Raw genomic sequence first — 17862 nt, forward strand, 5'->3', positions numbered from 1 at the left:
ATCTCGCCAGCCAGCGGCCACGCGCCCCGGCGCGCCAGGGGCGCGCCGGCAGCCGCGAGCGCCCCAACCTGCTGTTGATCGGCTGCGACACCCTGCGCGCCGACTGGCTCGGCTGCGCCGGGCACCCGCGGGGTCTGACCCCCAACATCGACGCGCTCGCCGCCGCCGGCACCCAGTTCGCGCACTGCTACGTGCCCTGCGGGCGGACCGCACCGAGCCTGATCTCGCTGCTCACCGGCACCTGGCCACAGACCCACGGGATCCGCGACAACTTCGTCGCCGACGCCGCCACCCGGCTGCGGGTGCCGAGCCTGCCCCGGCTGCTCGGCGCGGCGGGCTATCGCAGCGAGGCGATCAGCGACTGGTGCGGCGCCGATCTCGGCAAGTTCGACTTCGGCTTCGACCGGCTCGACCTGCCCGACGACTCCTGGAACCTGCGCTATCTGCTGCGCCAGGGCCCCAAGGACCTGCGACTCTTCCTCTCGCTGTTTCTCCACAACCGGCTCGGCAAGCGGCTGTTGCCCGAGGTCTATTATCTCGGCGGGGTACCCTCGACCAGCGCGCTCGGCGCCGAGGTGCGTGCCCGGCTCAGCCGGCTGGCCGAGGACGAGCGCCCCTTCCTGCTCAATGCCTTCTTCTCCACCACCCACCCACCCTTCGCCTGCGAGCATCCCTACTACGCCCGCTATGCCGAGCCCGGCTACAGCGGGCCGTCGAAGTTCGCGATGGCGCGCCTCACCGACCCCTTCGAGATCATCCGCCGCCAGGGCGAGCCGAGACGCGAGTTCGACCTCGACCAGATCCTCAGGCTCTACGACGGCTGCGTGAAGCGCTTCGACGACGAGGTCGGCGCCATCCTCGATCATCTCGGGCGCTGCGGACTGGCCGAGCGCACCCTGGTGGTGATCTACAGCGACCACGGCATGGAGTTCTTCGAGCACGACACCTGGGGCCAGGGCAACAGCGTGCTGAGCGATCACAGCGCGCGCATCCCGCTGATCGTGCGCGACCCGGGCGAGCGCGGCGGACACCGCATCGAGGGGATCGTGCGCAGCGTCGACCTCGCCCCCACCCTGCTCGAGCGCTGCGGGCTGCGACCGCCGCCGACGATGGACGGGGTCTCGCTCGTCGCCTGTCTCGGCGGCGCACCCGCCCCCGCACTCACCGCCTACACCGAGAGCGGGATCTGGCTGACCGACCTGCCGGGGATGCCCGAGGGCCATCTGCGCTACCCCGACCTGCTGGGTCTGCTCGACGTGCCCGATCACCGCAGCGGCACCCTCGCCATCCGCCCCGAGTACGCCGATCTGGTGGTTCGCGCCAAGGACCGGATGGTGCGCGAGGGGCGCTGGAAGCTGACCTATCAGCCACTCGTCGCGGGCGCGATCTGGCAGCTGTTCGACCTCGAGCGCGACCCCGACTGTCGCCACGACCGGGCCGCCGCGCACCCCGAGGTGGTCGCGCGGCTCAGGGCGAGGCTCCAGCCCTGGCTGCACTGAGCGTCGCGCTCACTCGTGGCCGCGCGCGCGGGTGTCGTAGAGCCCGTGGATGGTACCGAGGAAGTGATGGATCAGGATCTCGCGCCTGAAGGTCTCGTCGGCCGGCGCGGTGGCGAGCGCCAACAGCCAGCGACCGACCGCGCGCGCGAGTTGCGGCAGCACATAGAGCGGCACGCCGAGCAGCCGGCGCCCCCCGGGCAGTCCCCGCGCCTGGGCGAGGTTGCGACTGTTCTGGTAGCGCCAGCGGCGGAAATAGCGCCGTTCGAGACGGAAGGCCTCGACCTTGTGATGGACCCGCGCCCGCGGCAGCCACACCACCCGCATCCCGGCGGCCAGCACCCGCTCGAACAGCTCGCCGTCCTCACCGCTGGCGAGCACCGCGCCCTTGCGCCCGCGGTTCACGTCGAACCCGCCGACGCGCTCGAACACCGCGCGGCGGAAGGCCATGTTGGCGCCATAGGGGGGCGAGTCGCCGGGGTTGAAGACGAAGGGGCCTCGCTCGTCCATGCGGACTGCGAGGAAGCCGTGGAAACGCGCGCTCAGCCAGGACGGCGGCGGTCGCTCCCAGATCGGCGCGATATAGCCGCCGCAGGCGTCCGCCCGCTCGCGCTCGAGCCCGTCGAGCACCTGCTCGAGCCAGTCGGGCTCGGGCAGCACATCATCGTCGGTGAACAGCAGCACCTCGCCCCGGGCGCTGGCGATGCCCTGGTTGCGCGCATGGGAGAGCCCCTGACGCGGCTCGCTGACCGCGCGCAGCCGCGACCAGCCCGCCGCGCGCTCGCGCAGCAACGCGGCGGTGTGATCGCTGGAGTTGTTGTCGACCACCACCACCTCCCAGTCGCACCCCGGCGGCGTACGCAGTGCCGCCAGGGCGTCGAGGGTCTCGGCCAGGGAGTCGGCGCGGTTGTAGGTACAGACGATGATCGAGGCGTCCATGATCAGACCTTGCCGAGTAAACGGCGCAGATAGTAGCGAACCAGGGGCATCAGCCCGCCGTCGTTGGTGCCGAGGCGGATCTTGCGCAGCAGCATCCGCGGGCTGTCGTCGCCGTGGACATCGATGCGCCGCAGCCTCCAGCGATCCTCGCCGCGACGGTTGAAGCCGCTGCGGGTGGAGAAGGCGAGACGATAGCCGGCGTCGCGCGCGGCCTCGGCCACCCGCTCGTCGACCGCGCCGAAGGGATAGGCGAGCGCCTCGACCGGCTCGTCGAGCAGGGCCTCGAGCCGCACGCGCGAGCCCGCCAACTCATCGGCGAGCGCCGTCGCGTCGAGCGCGGTGAGCCGCGGATGGGTGCGCGAGTGCGACTGGAAGCTCACCCCGTGGGCACGCAGCGTGGCGATCATCGCGGCATCGAGCAGCGGATAGACCGGTCGCGCCTCATCATCCGTCGCCCAGCGGCTCTCGCCGCCGATCCGGTCGCTGACCAGGAACACCACGCCGGGCCAGTCGAGTTCGCGCAACACCGGCAGGACATGGTGATGGAGGTCGCGATAGCCGTCATCGAAGGTCAGCAGGAAGTCCCCCGGCTCGAGCCGCGTCTCACCCGCCAGCCAGGCGGTGAAGTGCTCCAGGGTGACGGCACGGAAACCGGCGCGGGCCAGCGCGCGCAGCTGCGCGGCGAAACGCGCCGGGGGGACGCAGAATCGCGACCCGGGCAGATCGACCCGGTGATACATCAATACCGGACAACGCTCGGCCCCTGCGCTCACGACTCACCCCCGGGCGCCGGCTGCCCCCGGTCACGCGCCCCGATCAGAGCACGATAAAGCGAACCGGGCAGCAGCGCGCCGAGGGCATGGACAATATCGCCGCGCCCCAGCGCACCGACCCGCAAGGCATGGCGGAACAGCCGCTGCGCCGAGACCAGATCGCGCCGCCACAGTGCGCGATAGGCCTGGTCGCGCAACTGATCGTCGATCAGCGCGCGCAACCGGCGCGCCGGGATCCAGTCGAGCAGCCCCGGGTGCTCGGCGACGAAGCGTCGCTGCACCTCCCAGGCATCGAGCACCTGACGCCACTTCACCGCGGAGATCTGGCCGCTGTCGTGCCAGCGATAGAAGGCGAGCACCTCGGGTACCCGCACCACCCGGTCGGTGAGCCCCAGCAGGCGCAGCCACAGATCGTAGTCCATCGCGGTACGACGACGCTCGGAGAAACCGCCGACTCCCTGCACCAGTGCGCTCCGCACCAGCACGCCATGGATCGGCCAGGGACAGCTGCGCACCGCGTGCTCGAGCAGCGCGCGGCGATCACGCTCGGGCGGCACGTGGGGCGCGGCGCGTATCCCCTCGCCGACGTTCTGCCAGCCGCAGTAGGCGATATCCGCCTCGGCCTCGCGCAGCGCGCGATGGAGACGCTCCAGGGTCTCCGGCAGCCACCAGTCATCGGCGTCGAGGAAGGCCAGATAACGCCCCTCGGCATGACGCAGGGCGAGGTTGCGCGCCACATAGGGGCCGCGATTGGGCTGGCGCAGCAACCGGATGCGCGCCCCATAGCCCTCGAGGATGCGCAGCGAGTCATCGCTCGAGCCGTCGTCGACCACGATCAGCTCCACCGCCGGATGGGTCTGGGCGAGCACGCTGTCGACCGCCTCGGCGACGAAGCGCGCGCAGTTGTAGCAGGGCATGATGACGGAGATGCCGTCAGGCGCGTTCGGCTGCATCGTTCGGGGCTCCAATGGTCGGGGTTCAGGTCGCGGACGGCGCCGCAAGCTCCTCGCGGATCACCTCCAGCCAGCCGGTACCGAAGCGCTGGTCGGGTTCCACATGGTTGCCCTCGGCCCATTCGTTCCAGGCCTTGAGGAAGACGATGCGCTCCTCTGGCGGATGCTCGGCGACCCGCGCGATGGCCTCGCGCAGGTGCGGGCGGAAGCGCTCCGGGGTCGCCCCGTGGAGCACCAGACCGCGCATCCCGGAGCGCGGCGTGTTGTCCCAGTTGGGCAACACCAGCGGATAGTCGCGCCAGGGCGCGGGACGGCTGCGCAGCAGGCTCGGGCGCATCTCCTCGTAGTCCCAGATGGTCAGCTGGTGACGGTTGCCGCGCAGCGCCAGGCGCAGCTTGAGCCCGAGATAGCGCCGCGGGATGCGCCCGTCGCGCTGCGGCAGCACCTGCATGGTCGAGGCGTCGAGCCCGCGCTCGCGCGGGTCCCAGCGCTCGCTGCGGTGCGACACCCCGATCAGATGCAGCCCGGGCAGCCCGGCGCGCTCGGCGCGCTGGCGCCAGAAGGCGATCACCGCGGCGACGTCGGGGATCAGATCGGGCTTGTAGATGACGAAGATCGGCTTGCCGTCGACCTTGAGATAGCGCGGATCGGTGAAGGCGCGCAACAGCCAGTCGAAGTGCGCGCCATGGTCGTCCCAGCCGGGATAGACCTGCTCGATCAGGGTCGAGTCGGTGCCCTGCCAGGCGGTGTTCCAGCTGTGGTTCGCCCAGCACAGACAGAAGGGGAAGTCGGGCTCGCCGGAGGCAAGGATGGCCTCGACCGGGCGCTCGAGGATACGCCGTCCGCCGAACCAGTAGTGGTAGTAGCAAAAGCCCTCGATACCGTGGGCACGGGCGAGATCGGCCTGGGCCTGGCGCGCCTCGGGCAGGCGCAGGTCGTAGAAGCCGAGGTCGGCGGGGACGTGCGGCTGGTAGTGGCCGGGGTAGAGCCGCGCGGCGCGGGCGACATTGGTCCACTCGGTGAACCCCTTGCCCCACCAGGCGTCGTTCTCCGGGGTCGGGTGGAACTGCGGCAGGTGGAAGGCGATCATCCGCGCCTTCATCGCGCCCGCCCCCGGCATCGCTCGGTGCTGCTTGCTGGCCTCATCGTCATCGACTCCTTGGCGCCCGTCACCACGGACGCGGATTGCGGGTCGCGCGGCACACGCCGACGCGACGACTCATGCCCCGCCCACCTGTCCGGCGCGCTCGAGGATCGCGCGCCAGGCGCCGAGCACCTCGGCGCCCTCACGCTCCGGGGCATAGTGCGCATGGATGAACTCGGAGGCCGCGCGCCCCTTGGCGGCGAAGGTCTCGGGGTCGCGGTCGAGCCCCTCGATCACCCGCTCGACGGTGCGGGCGAAGCCGAGGACGTCGCCCTGCTCGATCGGATAGGAGAACTCGGGGCGGAAGAACTCGCGCCCGCCGCCGCCGTGGAACCCGACCACCACGCAGCCGCAGGCCATCGCCTCGGCCGCCGGCAGGCCGAAGCCCTCGGGATAGCCGAAGCTCAGGAACAGCGCCGAGTCCTGGTAGATCCGCGCCACCTCGTACTGCGGCCGGTTGATGAAGGGCACCACCTCGAAACCGCGCAGCGCGTCGCGGAACTTGAGGATGTTGATCACCTGCATCGCGTCGGCGCGGTTCTTGATGCAGGAGAAGCAGAGCTGGCGTCGCTTCTCGCCGCGATAGGCGAAGCGCTCGGGGTCGATCGAGAGGCGGAAGCGGTGCAGCGCGAGCGCGGGGAAGGCATGGCGGAGATAGTCCTCACCGTCCTTCGAGTTGACCAGGGTCGCCAGCACGTCGGGGTGCTGGTAGGGGGTGATGCGCCGCTCCGGATCGAGCGAATAACCGTTGAAGGTGAGATAGCAGTTCTGGTTGAGCACCACCTTGGGGATACCGCGCCCCTGGGCGGCGGCCAGGTCCGGGCCGTAGATCTCCGGCACCACCAGGATGTCCCCGGCGCCGATCCTCGCGGCGCGCCCGCCACGGATCGGCAGCTCGATCACCGCCTCCGGGAGCAACCGACGGCGCAGCCGCGCCAGCAGGCGCTCGACGCGGGTCTCGCGCCAGTAGACGATGGCGGTGTCGTTGTCGAACCAGTCGGTGCGGAAACCCGGGGTGCGATGCACCACGTAGGCCGGGATGCCGTGGGCGTTGAGGATGTCGACATGGCGATAGATCACCCGCACGCCACCGACCGGGTGGCGGTGCTCAGGACAGAGATAGTAGATGGCCATGTGGGTCCACGGGGTCGTCCGCGCCGCGGCCGTGCCGCGGCGCCTGGGTGGCAAGGGAGTGCCCCGCGCCGCGCCGCTCGGCGCGCGCGCGGGATGGGTGCCGGGTGATGACCTGAGGGGCCTGCATGGCTCAGATCACGTCGGCGAAACGCGACTCGGCGCGCTTGAACAGCCGGTAGGAGAGCGGCAGCAGCAGCGCCGTCAGCAGCATGCCCGGCCACAGGCTGGCGAGGTCGGGGGCCTGGCCGTGGAGCATGGTGCGCTGGAAGGCGTCGATGATCCCGGCCAGCGGATTGAGGGTGTAGATCAGGTAAAGCCAGTCCGACCAGGCGCCGGCGGCCTGGTCCTCGAGCAGACGCTGCTTGACCAGCGACAGCGGATAGATCACCGGCGAGAGATACATCGCGATCTGCAGCAACACCGGCAGCGCCACCCCGATGTCACGGTAGTAGACGTTGATCGCCGAGCCGACCAGGCTGATGATCAGTGCCGCGAGCAGGGTATAGGCAATGATCAGCGGCACCCACAGCACCTGCCAGGTCGGGGCCATCTGGTAGTAGGCCATCAGCGCGGCGAGGATGGCGAAGCTGATCAACAGCTCGATGAGCTTGGTCAGGGTCGCGGTGATCGGGAAGATCTCGCGCGGGAAGTAGATCTTGCGGATCAGCGCGGCGTTGCCGACCACGCTGTTGACCCCCTCGGAGGCCGACTCCTGGAACAGGATCCAGGGCATCAGTGCGGCGAAGGCGAGTACCGGATAGGGGATGCCGCCGGTCTCGATGCCGACGAACCCCTTGACCACGCTGAAGATCAGCATCAGCAGCAACGGCTTGAGCACCGCCCACACCAGACCGAGATAGGCCTGCTTGTAGCGCACGATGACGTTCTTCCAGGCGAGGGTCAGCATCAGCTCGCGATAGGCGTAGAGCTCGCGCCATACCGACACCCGTGCCTGCGCTCCAGGCTGCCCCGCCGTTTCGCTCATGGCTGCTCCAGCATCTGCGCCAGCGCCTTCTGCCCCTGGGCCTCGGCATAGAGCGTCGAGGTCGGCGGCCAGCGCTTGAGCACATAGTCGAACTCACTGATCGCCTGATTGAGCAGATAGCGCCGCTTGCGCTGCTCAAAGGTCTGGTTGGCGCGATTGACGTAGACCAAGCCGTAACAATAGTGGTGGATGTGCAGATGGACCTCCTTGCCGAGCGCCGCACTCCACTGCTCCATCGCCGCCCGATCACCGCTCAGTCGCGCCTGGCAATAGGGCGGCAACATCACGATCTCCAGCGCCGTCGGCTCGGCAGCGCGCACCGGGGACGGCGCCAGCAGCACGGCGCCGAGCAACAGCAGCCCCGCGCCGAGCAGCGCCGCGGCCCGATCCCGACTCGTCTCGCTCACCTGATCGATCCTCTTCATGACATCCTCATTGTTCACTGGGCGCGGCGGCCTCGAACCAGCGCACCCGCGCCGGCAACGCCGGCAGCGGCGCGCGCGCCAGGCGGCGCGCCAGCGCGCGCTCGGCCCTCCAGCTGCGGTCGCGCACCTGATAGAGCCGCCCTCGCCCCGGCTGCACCGTCCCCGACAGGGTACCGGCGCACCAGCGCGCGAGCGCCTCGCAATAGACCTCGGCGCTGTCGCGCACCCCGCGCCAGAACAGCGTCAGCTCGTCGTCGTCGGGACGGATCTCGGGGCTGACATGGGCGATCAGCCGTCCGGTGTCGATCCCCTGGTCGATGAAGTGCAGGGTGCAGCCGACCTGCTCGGGCTCGCCGTTGTGCAGCGCCCAGAAGGTACAGTCGGCGCCGCGATACTCGGGCGAGAGCCCGCCGTGCAGATTGATCAGCGGGTAGCGCTCGAGCAGCGGACCACGAATCAGGCTGGTGCCGAAGACACAGATCAGCTCGGGCGCCAGCCGCTCGGCGAGCGCGAGCAGCGCCGGGTCGCTGACGCTCGGCACCTCGTGCGCCAGCTCGGGCCGCGCGAGCGCCGGCGCGGCCTCGCCGAAGAAGAAGCGCGCCTCGGGGTTGCCGCTGTAACGACGACGATCGCGCAGCCAGCGCCACGCCTTGCGCCCGGCCACCGCCGGGCGCAGGTTGCGCAGCAGCTTCTCGCGCGTCCACTGGGTCGGCGCCTCGTGGACCACGGCGCAGACCTCGGCGCAGGCGCACAGCCGGTTGGCCAGGTGGAGGTGGCGCGGCGAGCGCCCGCAGAGCACCATGACGCGCGGCCCGCTCATGCCCCGGCCTCCACCGACGCGCGCTCGGGCAGCGGCGGCACGACCTCGTCGGAGCAGGCCATGATCAGCGCATCGGCGAGGAACTTGGTCGCCCAGTTGGGGTACTCGAAGCGCGAATAGCGACCCCAGATCGGCAGCGAGCCTGCCAGCGCGCCGTCATCCGGTGCGCCGTCGCCGCGCAGACGCTGGTTGCGCACGAGGAACCCCAGCGCGCGCTCGATCGGTTCGCGCCACGCGCCGACGACCCCGAGCTGCTCGAGCCGCTGCCAGTTGAGCACGATCTGCGCGACCCCGGTCAGACAGCTGTAGCGCGCCGCCGGTCGCCAGTCCTCGGCGAAGGCGCCGGCGATCCAGCCGTCGGCACGCTGCGCGCGCACCAGCGCCCGTGCCGCGCAGGCCGCCGACTCGACCAGTTCGGGGTCGCCCGCGAGCACCCCGCCCTCGAGCAGGCCGCGCATGGCATAGGCGATGTTGTGGGTGAAGGGCGCCTCGCCGCGACGGAAGGCGTTCTCGCGCCACCAGCCGCTGGGGCTCGCCTGCGAGCGCGCCCAGCGCAGGTTGGCCAGCGCCGCCTCGACCAGCCCCGGCTCGCCGCTGGCCAGTCCGGTGCGCAGCAACGCCCAGGCGGCGCGGGTGTTGTAGACGTGGGGGATGGCGTTGTGCACGCTGCGCCGCCAGCAGCCATCGGGGTCCTGACGCTCGACCATCCAGTGCGCCGCGCGCACCGCCGCGGCGAGACAGTCGTCGCGACCGAGCTGCTGATGACCGGCGAGCAGGCCGTGCATGATCTGGCCGGTGTTGAAGATCACCGGGTTGCTGCCGGGCTCGCCGAAGTGTCCGGGGAAGGCGCCGTCGGGCAACTGCAGCCCCAGCTCCCAGTCGAGGATGCGCCCGGCGCGCGCGGTCAGCTCGGGGCGATCGAGCACCCGCGCGGCGGCGAGCAGGGTCTCGACGATATAGCCGCTGGTCTCGGGATAGCTCGGCAGCCAGCCGTCCTCGAAGCTCCACCCGGCCGAGACCCCGCCGGCGTCGGCGCACCCGTCGCGTCGGTCCTGGGCGCGGCACAGCCAGTCGATCGCCGCGCTCAGGTGCGCGCGCCGGTCGCGCGGGGACTGGGCGGCGGGGCGCAGCAGATCGGCGGCGATCAGGCGCAGATGGGTCGGGCGCCACAACCGGTAACGCTTGGGCAGCCCCAGCAGGGTGAGCGGGGATGTCATCGACTGGACTCCTCATTCTCCACGGCCCCACCAAACGGCGGCGAGACCCGACTGACGACATAGCGATGCTTGCCCGAGGCCTCCGGGGCGATCGCTGCGACCTGCTCGATATCGACCCGCACCGTCGCGCCGAGCCGCTCGGCGAAGGCGGCGAGGATGGTCTGGCGCGAGGCCTCGCGCCAGCGCGCGTTGGTCACCAGCTGGACCTCGATGACATCGAGCGCGTGCTGGATGACCTTGAACTCGGCCACCCCCTCGACCGCGCGCAGGATGTAGATCACCGCCAGGGCGTGCATCACCGTGCCGTCGGGCTTGACCACGAAGTCGGTCGAGCGCCCCAGCACCGCGTCGATCACGTGCAGTCCGCGCCCGGCGCGACAGGGTTCGGCGCTCAACCGCACCCGATCGCCGGTGCGGTAGCGGATGAAGGGCTGGGCCTCGGAGCAGAGCCCGGTGATCACCGCCTCGCCCGCCTCGCCCGGGGCCACCGCGCGCCCGGCATCGTCGAGCACCTCGAGGATCAGCCCCTCGCTCAGCAGCAACAGCTGACCGGCGGGCGTCTGGTGCGCGGTGAAGCCGATATCGCGACTGCCGAACTCGTTGGCCACGGGCACGCCGAACACGTCGCGTATGATATCACGCTGATGCGGATAGAGCGGCTCACCGGTGGCGCAGACCACCCGCAGAGCGCGCAACCGGGGGATGCGACGCCGCGCCCGGGCATGCTCGGCGAGCAGCGCCAGGCTGCTGGCATAGCCGTAGATACAGGCCGGGTCGAAACGCTCGAGCGCGACGAGATAACGGTCCATGTTGGCCGTCGACATGGCGAAGGCGTCGAGCACCAGCTGGTTGAGCAGACGATCGCGCAGCTGCTTGACGTGATCGGTCCGCGAGAGTTCGACCGGCGCGCCCCAGAGATAGACCTCGGGGTCGCCGACCTCCACCCCCCACCAGCGTCGCGCCCGCATCCGCCCCGCCGCGTCGGCGGCCTGACGCGCGCGACCGAACACGAAACGCAGCGGCGTACCGCTCGACCCGCCGGTGTTGTAGGGCTGCGCCCCGCCCGGCACCCCGCTCCAGCGCATCCGCTCGCCGGCGAGCTGGGCGTCACGCTTGTCCATCGTCGGGATGCGCGCGAGGTCCTCGGGGGTGAGCTCGGTGGCGGCATCGACCGCGCCGAGACCGACCGCCGCCAGCCGCTCGGCATGCCAGGGACAGTGGCCATTGGCGATGCCGAGCAGCCGCGCGAGCCGGCGCCGCTGCAAGGTCTCGATGGCCTCGCGCGACAACCACTGGCTCTGCTCCAGCTCGTCGAGCATGGCGAAGGTCGGGCGTCCCAGCAGCCGTTCCTGGAGCGGATAGACCAGTCGGCGCGAGAGTGCTGCGGGTGTCTTGATCATCACAGTGTCCGGGTCAGCTCGGCGACCCGCTCCCAGGAGAACGCGGCATGGGCGCGGGCGGCGGCCGCCTCGCCCATGCGCGCGAGCAACAGCGGATCGCCGAGCAGCCGCGCCAACGCGGCGCTCACCGCCTCGGCGTCGGCGCCCTCGACCCTGAGGCCGGTCTCGCCGTCGAGCACCGCCGCACCGGTGCCACCGGCGCGCCCGGCAAGCGCTGGCGTACCGCAGGCGGCGGCCTCGAGGAAGACCATGCCGAAGCCCTCGGTGTCGCCGTCGATCTCGCGGTTGGGCATGGCGAACAGATCGGCCGCGGCGTACCAGCACGGCAGCGCCTCGGGGGCGACGTGACCGAGCAGATGGACGCGCTCGGCGCAGCCGTGACGCGCGGCGAGCGTCTCCAGATAGTGCTGGTCCTCGCCGATGCCGATCACCGCGTAATGGACGTCGAGCCCCTGCGCGCGCAGCGCGGGCAGCGCCTCGATCACCCGATCGAAGCCCTTGCGCCGACTCAGCCGCCCGACCGAGAGGATCAGCCGCGCGCCCTCGCCGAGCCCCAGCTCGGCGCGCTCCGGGCTGGCGTCGATCGCGGTGTGGAAGCGCGCCAGGTCGACCCCGGGGTGGATCAGCCGGATGCGCGCCGGGCGCACCCCCAGCTCGAGCAGGCGCTCGCGGGTGAAGTCGCTGTTGGCCACCACCCGCTCGGCGCGACGATAGACCCAGCGCATCGCCCACAGCCGACGCGGATAGCGCGACCAGGTGGTGATCTCCTCGCCGTGGGCGTAGACCACCAGCGGGCGGCGGATCAGTCGCGCCAGCAGCCAGGCGACCAGCCCCTCGGGCAGCACCCGACCGGCGTGCACGGCGCTGAAACGCGCGCGCGCGATCGCCGCCAGACCGCCGCGCAACAGCCCCAGATAGCGCGGCAGCGAGGCCGGGCGCAGCCAGCGCGACTCGCGCATCGTCACCCGATGGACGCTGTTGGGCTGGGTGCGGTCGTAGTCCGCGTCGCCCGGCACCCGCGCGGTGACGATATGGGTCCCGGCGCCACCGAGTCGGCGATAGACCTCGGCGAACCACACCGCCGTGCCCCCCTTGGTGGGCATGAACAGCTCGCTCAGTACCAGATAGCGTGCATCCGTCATCCGTGTTCCTCTCCTCGGCGCCACGCGCCCAAGACCGCCAGTAGCGCCCAGGCCGGCAGCGCCAGCCCGCTCGACCAGGCGAGCTTGCGCAGCCGGTCGACGCGCGCGGCGCGACGCAGCCAGACCTCGAGCCGGCGCGCGCGATCGCGCACCAGCCACTCCGCGCCCCTCACCTGGCCCGTGGCGAGCGCCTCGGCGGACATGAAGCGCAGTCCCGGCCAGCGCGCGCGCGCCTGTTCGAGCAGCGTCTCGAGCGCGGCATAGGCGCTCTCGGCGTGCTCGCCGGTGAAGTTGAACCTGTGGGTCTCGATCAGCGCCGGGCGCCCCAGCGCGAAGTGGCGCGCGAGTTCGTCGCACAGCCGCTCGGGGCGGTGACCGAGAGCGGGCTCGAAATAGAGATCGCGCACCAGATAGCGCACCCCGCCGGCGCCGCGCTCACCATTGAGGATGTCGCGATCGCAGCCGCCCGGACGCCCGGCGCGGTCGCGCCCGGTGAGACGCCGCCCCGGGGTGATGATCACCCGCACCCCGGCCTCGGCCCAGGCGCGCTCGACCTGCTCGGTCCAGACGAAGGTCGGCGGCACCGCGACCAACGGACGCGCGCCGAAGCTGGTCTCGAAACAGGCGACCTCCTCGGCCACCGCCGCGCGGATCTCGGACTCGGGCAGCGGGCGTGAGGGCAGCGTGGTGACATCCGTCCAGCGACTCTGCAGCGCCGAGGGCAGACGCTCGGTATCGCTGCCGGCGGCAGTCTCCAGCCAGTCGCGGACCTCGGCGTCGCGGCGCGCGACCGTCAGCAGGCTCGGCGGCCAGTAGTGCTCCATGCCGTGGAGCTGGAGCGCGAGCACCCCGCGCGCGCGCCCGGCGAGCAGCGCTTCGCGCATCGCCGCGCCGTCGCTGTCGCACAGCCGCTGACGTCGGTAGCAGCTGATCTCGCCGGCGCGGATCGCGGCGGTGTCGGCGATCGCGAGCACTGCGCCGATGGTCATCACCGCCGCCTGCCCGCTGGCGTCGCGATGACGCGCGAGCAGCGCGATCAGGCGCTCGAGCGCGGCGACATGGGACGCCGGCCCCGGCCCCCAGTCGTCGCTCTCGATGATCAGCACCGGGGCGGCGAGCACCGGCTCGCGCCACAGCCGCAGCAGACGCCGACGATAGACGAGGAGGATGGCGCACCAGGCGCAGAGCAGCAGCACGACCAGCGTCGACACCAGGCTCATCGGTCCAGCCCCCGTGCCGGTGCCGGCGCGCGCCGGACGTGCGGTGGCGCACGCGCCGGCCCATCGGGCTCGAGCGCGCGGCGCACCAGGATCTTGGTCATCACCACGATCACCACCAGGTGGTAGTACATGTCGAAGTACTGCAGCCCGAGGAAGGCGCCGGCGACCATGTAGCCGACCAGGCTGACCTGGATCATCGCCGCGAGATCACGCGCCCAACGGAGTTCGGGCTGGCGCTTGGCGTTGCGGATGATCCAGCTCGCCGAGCGCCAGGTGAGCAACAGCAGCAGCAGGAACAGCCCGAGCCCCACCCAGCCGTGCTCGCCGAGCATGCCGAAATAGATGCTGTGCGAGTCGCGCCCGCCCCAGACCACCAGCGCGCGCATGCCGCCACCGATGAAGCGGTGCTGGGCGAGATCGATGGCGTTGTGCCAGGCGCGCACCCGCTCCGAGGCCGACTCGTCCTCCTCCCAGTGCTCGATGGTCTCCATGCGCTGGAACCACTCCTCGGGCATCACGTAGAGCAGCACCAGCGCCAGCGGGATCATCGCCAGGATGGCGGCGAACTTCTGTCGCGACTTGAGCAGGAAGAACAGCATCATCGCCGCCAACCCGAGCAGCGCGCCGCGCGAATGGGTGCCGACGATGGCGATCAGGGTGAGCACGATACCGACCAGCAGCCCGATCCGCGCCCACACATGCGTCATCTGCGCACGCATGTAATAGAGCAGCGGCACCGTCATGATCATCGCCAGACCGAGCGAGTTGCGATCCTCGATGAAGCTGCCCTGGGGACCGAGCACCGAGTTGGCGCTACCGCCGGTGAGCACGAAGACCCCGCCCTTGAAGCCGTAGAAACCGATCGAGAGTGCGATCACGTAGATCAGCAACCGCACCCGCTGCGGATCGTTGATCAACATCAGGGTGACATAGGTCATCAGCATGATCCGCCAGACCTTGTCCCACTGCGGCCAGGCCAGCCAGGGATAGAGCGAGAGCGCCGTGGTCATGAACATCCACAGCACCAGGATCAGCAGCACCACGGTCTCGCGCGACCAGGGCAGCGGGTGGCGCTCCTTGGAGGCGATCATCGCGGCGAAGGTCGCCAGCGCCACCATCATCGCGAAGGGCATGGTGGTCGAGAACCCCCAGGCGAGCCGGTGCGGGTTCATGTAGCCGAGCCAGGACCACACCAGGATGCCGACATAGGGGCGCGAGAGGATCACCGGCAACAGGCCGAAGATGATCAGGGTGATGGCGATGTCTCTCACCCGCCGCCCCCCTCCCCGCCGACGATCCGCCGATAGAGCGCGAGCCACAGCGGTCGCACCGCCGGCCAGGAGAAGCGCTCGGCCGCGCGCCGCCCGGCGGCGACCAGCGCGGCGCGGCGCGGCGGATCGTCGAGCAGGGCGCAGGCCGCCTCGGCCAGCGCCTCGGGATCACCCGGGGCGACCAGCACGGCATCGACCCCGTCCTCGACCAGATAGGGCAGCCCGCCGACGCGGGTGCTGACCACCGCCACCCCGCTCGCCCAGGCCTCGAGTACCGAGTTGGGGGTGTTGTCGACCCGGCTGGGGTTGAGCATCAGGTCGGCCTCGGCATAGAGCGCGGCCATCGCCGCGCGCTCGAGCCGACCGCTGAAGGTCACCGACTCGGCGATCCCCAGCGCGCGCGCCTCGGCGGCCAGCGCCGCGGCCTCGGGCCCGGTCCCGGCGATGGTCAGACGTGCCGCCGGCCAGCGCGCGCGGATGCGCGCGAAGGCGCGCAGCGCGGTGGTGTTGTCGTAGATCGCCTCGAGGTTGCGGGTGACCACCAGGTGTGGGGCCTCGGGGTGGCGCGCGGCGGCGGCGCGCGCGGCGAAGCGTTCGAGATCGACGATGTTGGGCACCACCTCGGCCTCCAGGCCGTAGGGCGCGAACACCGCGCGCAGATAGCCCGAGGGCACGGCGATGGCCGCGGCGCGACGCATCAGCGGCACCACCCAGCGCGCCTGGGCGCGCAGGAAGGTCTGTGCCTCGCCGCCGCGATAGTTGATCACCGCCGGTAGCCCGCGGACACGGGCGATCAGCAGCGCCGGGGCGGCGAAGAGGTGCCAGGACCAGCCGGAGTTGGCCATCAGGTGCACCACCCCGCCACCGCCCATGGCGCGCCACAGTCGCCACAGATAGGGCAACAGGCGGAACAGTGCGCGCACCACCGGCAGCCGTCCGGCCCAGGCCGGGCGGTAGGGGGCGTTGACCTGCACCAGCTCGACCGCCAGCCCCTCGGCGCGCAGCAGCTCGGCGAGCTGGCGGGTCTGGTTGGCCATGCCGCCGGCCGGCGGCGGCAGCGGCCCGATCAGGACGATGCGCGCGGGACAGTCGGCCCCGGACGGCTCAGTCATGGAGCCGCACGACCCGGTCGGGCTGGGCATCGAGCCACTCCTCGAGCGTCACCAGCACCCACAGCATCTTGCCGAAATAGGTCGCGTGCTCGGCCTCGTGAGCGCGGCGCAGCCGCTCGACATAGCCCGGCTGCAGCCAGCCGCGACGCTGGCTGTCGGCGAGACGATCGGAGACGCGCTCGCGCAGCGGTCCGTGCTCGCGCACCCAGACCCCGAACGGCAGGCCGAAGCCGTGCTTGCTCTTGTCGATGATGGCATCGGGCAGATAGCCCTTGAGCGCGCGCTTGAAGAACCAGCGCAGATAACCCCGGCGCACCTTCCAGTCCGGCGGCACCTCGCCGGAGAACTCGACCATGGCGTCGTCGATCAGCGGATAGCGCACCTCGACCCCGGCGGCGGCGGCCATCGCCGAGACCTTGCGCAGATCGTTGTCGGCGAGGGTGAACTTGAGGTCGAGATGGAGCATGCGATTGATGTAGCTGTCACTGGCCGCGCGATTGTAGGGATCGCGCAGCAGCGCAGCCGGCGCCTCGGGGTCGATCGCGGCGAGGAAATCGGCGGTGAACATCTCGGCGAGCGGCTGGCGGTGGACGAAGTTGTAGGACTCCATGCGCTCGGGCAGCGGGATGCGCGCCTGGCGCACATAGCTCTGCAGCTTGCGCCCGCCCCACCAGGCTCCCATCCCCGGCAGCGCGGCGAGCGGGTCGATCAGCCCGCGGCGCAGCGGCGCCGGCAGCGCGGCGTAGAGCTCGAAGACGCCCTGCTTGGCGTAGCGCTCGTTGCCGCCGAAGATCTCGTCGCCGCCATCGCCGCCGAGCATCACCCGGTAGCCGTCCGCCGCGGCCAGACGCGCGCAGTGATAGGCCGAGACCGCCGATTCGTTGGCAAAAGGCTCGTCGTAGGTGGTGGCGATCAGCGGGATGGTGGCGAGGACGTCGTCGGGGGTCAGGTAGTACTCGCGCGCGTCGAGCCCGAAGTGGCGGGCGGCGAGCCGCGCGTATTCCATCTCGTCGAAACCCTCGGCGGCGAAACCGATCGAATAGGTGCGCGCCGGCGTGCCCTGTAGCTCGGTGAGCACCCCGGCGACGGTGGAGCTGTCGGTGCCGCCGGAGAGGAAGGCGGCGACCGCGTCCTCGCCCCGGGCGCGCGTCATCGACTCGCGCAGCAGCCCGTGGAAACGCGCGCGCTGCGCGGCGAAGTCGTGGCGGGGCGCGTCGCGATAGGCCAGACGCCAGTAGAAACCGCGCGCCCCCCCGCCGCAGGCGTCGATCTCGACCCACTCGGCCGGCAGCAGCTTCTCGACGCCGTGGAACACCGTCCCCGGCGCCGGCACCTGGTAGAAGTAGAGATAGTGAAACAGCCCCTGGGGCGAGAGCGCGGCGGCCACCTCGGGGTGGGCGGCGACCCGGTCGGCGCGGGTGGCGAAGACGGCGCCCTGAGGCCCGACGGCGAAGGCCAGGGAATGGATACCGAGCCGATCGATCGCCAGGGTCAGGGTGCGGCGGCGGCGATCGAGCACGGCCAGCGCGAAGGGTCCGTGCAGCTCACCGAGCAGCGCCCTGCCCCGCTCCTGCCAGCGCGCGAGCAGCGCGCGCGCGGTGACCGGAGCGGAATCATGCGCACTGCGTGGACGACCGACGATCAGCACAAGCAGGCCGTCCGACTCGGCCAGATCGGCCCCGGAGCGACCCGCAAACCCACCCTCGGCAACACAGCGCTGCGCCACCTCGGCGGCACTGCCCTCGAGCATGGTCGCAAGACATCCCTGAATCTCCGCCACCGGCCGTTGCTCGGCCGGCATCCAACCGCAACACTGCTGCATGGTTCGATC

At 71.1% G+C, this 17862-nt stretch carries 16 protein-coding genes; 1 reads left to right on the plus strand and 15 read right to left on the minus strand.

Going from position 1 to position 17862, the window contains the following annotated elements; translation table 11 throughout:
- Positions 1 to 1499, plus strand: a 1499-nt coding sequence (locus EBL85_RS07515; RefSeq protein WP_148040524.1) for a sulfatase, incomplete at its 5' end; no start/stop codon positions are given.
- Positions 1500 to 1508: 9 nt separating this feature from the next.
- On the opposite strand, the gene EBL85_RS07520 is transcribed toward EBL85_RS07515, so the two are convergent.
- From EBL85_RS07520 to EBL85_RS07590, 15 genes are all read right to left on the minus strand, one after another.
- Entirely contained in the window at positions 1509 to 2435 is a 927-nt protein-coding gene (locus EBL85_RS07520) for a glycosyltransferase family 2 protein (protein ID WP_123140347.1), read from the minus strand.
- A 2-nt stretch (positions 2436 to 2437) separates the two neighbouring features.
- On the minus strand, positions 2438 to 3208 hold the full coding sequence (locus EBL85_RS07525) for a polysaccharide deacetylase family protein (RefSeq protein ID WP_223806089.1): 771 nt from the start codon (positions 3206 to 3208) through the stop codon (positions 2438 to 2440).
- The gene (locus EBL85_RS07530) at positions 3205 to 4161 is read right to left on the minus strand and encodes a glycosyltransferase (RefSeq protein WP_123142563.1); all 957 of its coding nucleotides are present in this window, start codon (positions 4159 to 4161) and stop codon (positions 3205 to 3207) included. The genes EBL85_RS07525 and EBL85_RS07530 overlap by 4 nt, the downstream gene beginning before the upstream one ends.
- A 25-nt stretch (positions 4162 to 4186) precedes the next feature.
- A complete protein-coding gene (locus EBL85_RS07535; protein WP_223806090.1) occupies positions 4187 to 5281 on the minus strand; it encodes a glycoside hydrolase family 99-like domain-containing protein in 1095 nt (364 codons plus the stop codon).
- A gap of 99 nt (positions 5282 to 5380) precedes the next feature.
- Entirely contained in the window at positions 5381 to 6439 is a 1059-nt protein-coding gene (locus EBL85_RS07540) for a glycosyltransferase (protein ID WP_123142565.1), read from the minus strand.
- A gap of 130 nt (positions 6440 to 6569) precedes the next feature.
- Positions 6570 to 7424 (minus strand): ABC transporter permease, encoded by an 855-nt coding sequence (locus EBL85_RS07545; protein WP_062277898.1) that lies wholly within the window; start codon positions 7422 to 7424, stop codon positions 6570 to 6572.
- Complete coding sequence (locus EBL85_RS07550) at positions 7421 to 7849, minus strand: hypothetical protein (protein WP_123140351.1); 429 nt, start codon at positions 7847 to 7849, stop codon at positions 7421 to 7423. The genes EBL85_RS07545 and EBL85_RS07550 overlap by 4 nt, the downstream gene beginning before the upstream one ends.
- A gap of 7 nt (positions 7850 to 7856) precedes the next feature.
- Entirely contained in the window at positions 7857 to 8669 is an 813-nt protein-coding gene (locus EBL85_RS07555; protein WP_123142566.1) for a formyl transferase, read from the minus strand.
- Positions 8666 to 9886, minus strand: a complete 1221-nt coding sequence (locus tag EBL85_RS07560) for a prenyltransferase/squalene oxidase repeat-containing protein (protein ID WP_123142567.1) — start codon at positions 9884 to 9886, stop codon at positions 8666 to 8668. The genes EBL85_RS07555 and EBL85_RS07560 overlap by 4 nt, the downstream gene beginning before the upstream one ends.
- Entirely contained in the window at positions 9883 to 11286 is a 1404-nt protein-coding gene (locus EBL85_RS07565) for a phenylacetate--CoA ligase family protein (RefSeq protein ID WP_123142568.1), read from the minus strand. The genes EBL85_RS07560 and EBL85_RS07565 overlap by 4 nt, the downstream gene beginning before the upstream one ends.
- The gene (locus EBL85_RS07570; protein ID WP_123140355.1) at positions 11286 to 12428 is read right to left on the minus strand and encodes a glycosyltransferase family 4 protein; all 1143 of its coding nucleotides are present in this window, start codon (positions 12426 to 12428) and stop codon (positions 11286 to 11288) included. Before EBL85_RS07570 ends, EBL85_RS07565 begins: the two co-directional genes overlap by 1 nt.
- Positions 12425 to 13648: a glycosyl hydrolase gene (locus EBL85_RS07575; protein ID WP_123140356.1), complete on the minus strand. Its 1224-nt coding sequence runs from the start codon at positions 13646 to 13648 to the stop codon at positions 12425 to 12427. Before EBL85_RS07575 ends, EBL85_RS07570 begins: the two co-directional genes overlap by 4 nt.
- Positions 13645 to 14919, minus strand: coding sequence for a putative O-glycosylation ligase, exosortase A system-associated (locus EBL85_RS07580; RefSeq protein WP_123140357.1), 1275 nt, complete (start codon positions 14917 to 14919; stop codon positions 13645 to 13647). Before EBL85_RS07580 ends, EBL85_RS07575 begins: the two co-directional genes overlap by 4 nt.
- Positions 14916 to 16031 (minus strand): glycosyltransferase family 4 protein, encoded by a 1116-nt coding sequence (locus EBL85_RS07585; protein ID WP_223806091.1) that lies wholly within the window; start codon positions 16029 to 16031, stop codon positions 14916 to 14918. Before EBL85_RS07585 ends, EBL85_RS07580 begins: the two co-directional genes overlap by 4 nt.
- Positions 16024 to 17781: an asparagine synthetase B gene (locus EBL85_RS07590; RefSeq protein WP_223806092.1), complete on the minus strand. Its 1758-nt coding sequence runs from the start codon at positions 17779 to 17781 to the stop codon at positions 16024 to 16026. Before EBL85_RS07590 ends, EBL85_RS07585 begins: the two co-directional genes overlap by 8 nt.
- Positions 17782 to 17862: the final 81 nt, after the last annotated feature.

The sequence above is a fragment of the Marichromatium sp. AB32 genome (assembly GCF_003718675.1).
In the GTDB taxonomy this organism is placed as follows: Bacteria; Pseudomonadota; Gammaproteobacteria; order Chromatiales; family Chromatiaceae; genus Marichromatium; species Marichromatium gracile.

Coding starts and splice junctions, on each gene's coding strand:
- EBL85_RS07530 (WP_123142563.1), bottom strand. CDS start 4,161: ATGCAGCCGAACGCGCCTGACGGCATCTCCGTCATCATGCCCTGCTAC.
- EBL85_RS07535 (WP_223806090.1), bottom strand. CDS start 5,281: ATGCCGGGGGCGGGCGCGATGAAGGCGCGGATGATCGCCTTCCACCTG.
- EBL85_RS07550 (WP_123140351.1), bottom strand. CDS start 7,849: ATGAAGAGGATCGATCAGGTGAGCGAGACGAGTCGGGATCGGGCCGCG.
- EBL85_RS07590 (WP_223806092.1), bottom strand. CDS start 17,781: ATGCTCGAGGGCAGTGCCGCCGAGGTGGCGCAGCGCTGTGTTGCCGAG.
- EBL85_RS07565 (WP_123142568.1), bottom strand. CDS start 11,286: ATGATCAAGACACCCGCAGCACTCTCGCGCCGACTGGTCTATCCGCTC.
- EBL85_RS07540 (WP_123142565.1), bottom strand. CDS start 6,439: ATGGCCATCTACTATCTCTGTCCTGAGCACCGCCACCCGGTCGGTGGC.
- EBL85_RS07570 (WP_123140355.1), bottom strand. CDS start 12,428: ATGACGGATGCACGCTATCTGGTACTGAGCGAGCTGTTCATGCCCACC.
- EBL85_RS07555 (WP_123142566.1), bottom strand. CDS start 8,669: ATGAGCGGGCCGCGCGTCATGGTGCTCTGCGGGCGCTCGCCGCGCCAC.
- EBL85_RS07545 (WP_062277898.1), bottom strand. CDS start 7,424: ATGAGCGAAACGGCGGGGCAGCCTGGAGCGCAGGCACGGGTGTCGGTA.
- EBL85_RS07575 (WP_123140356.1), bottom strand. CDS start 13,648: ATGAGCCTGGTGTCGACGCTGGTCGTGCTGCTGCTCTGCGCCTGGTGC.
- EBL85_RS07585 (WP_223806091.1), bottom strand. CDS start 16,031: ATGACTGAGCCGTCCGGGGCCGACTGTCCCGCGCGCATCGTCCTGATC.
- EBL85_RS07520 (WP_123140347.1), bottom strand. CDS start 2,435: ATGGACGCCTCGATCATCGTCTGTACCTACAACCGCGCCGACTCCCTG.
- EBL85_RS07560 (WP_123142567.1), bottom strand. CDS start 9,886: ATGACATCCCCGCTCACCCTGCTGGGGCTGCCCAAGCGTTACCGGTTG.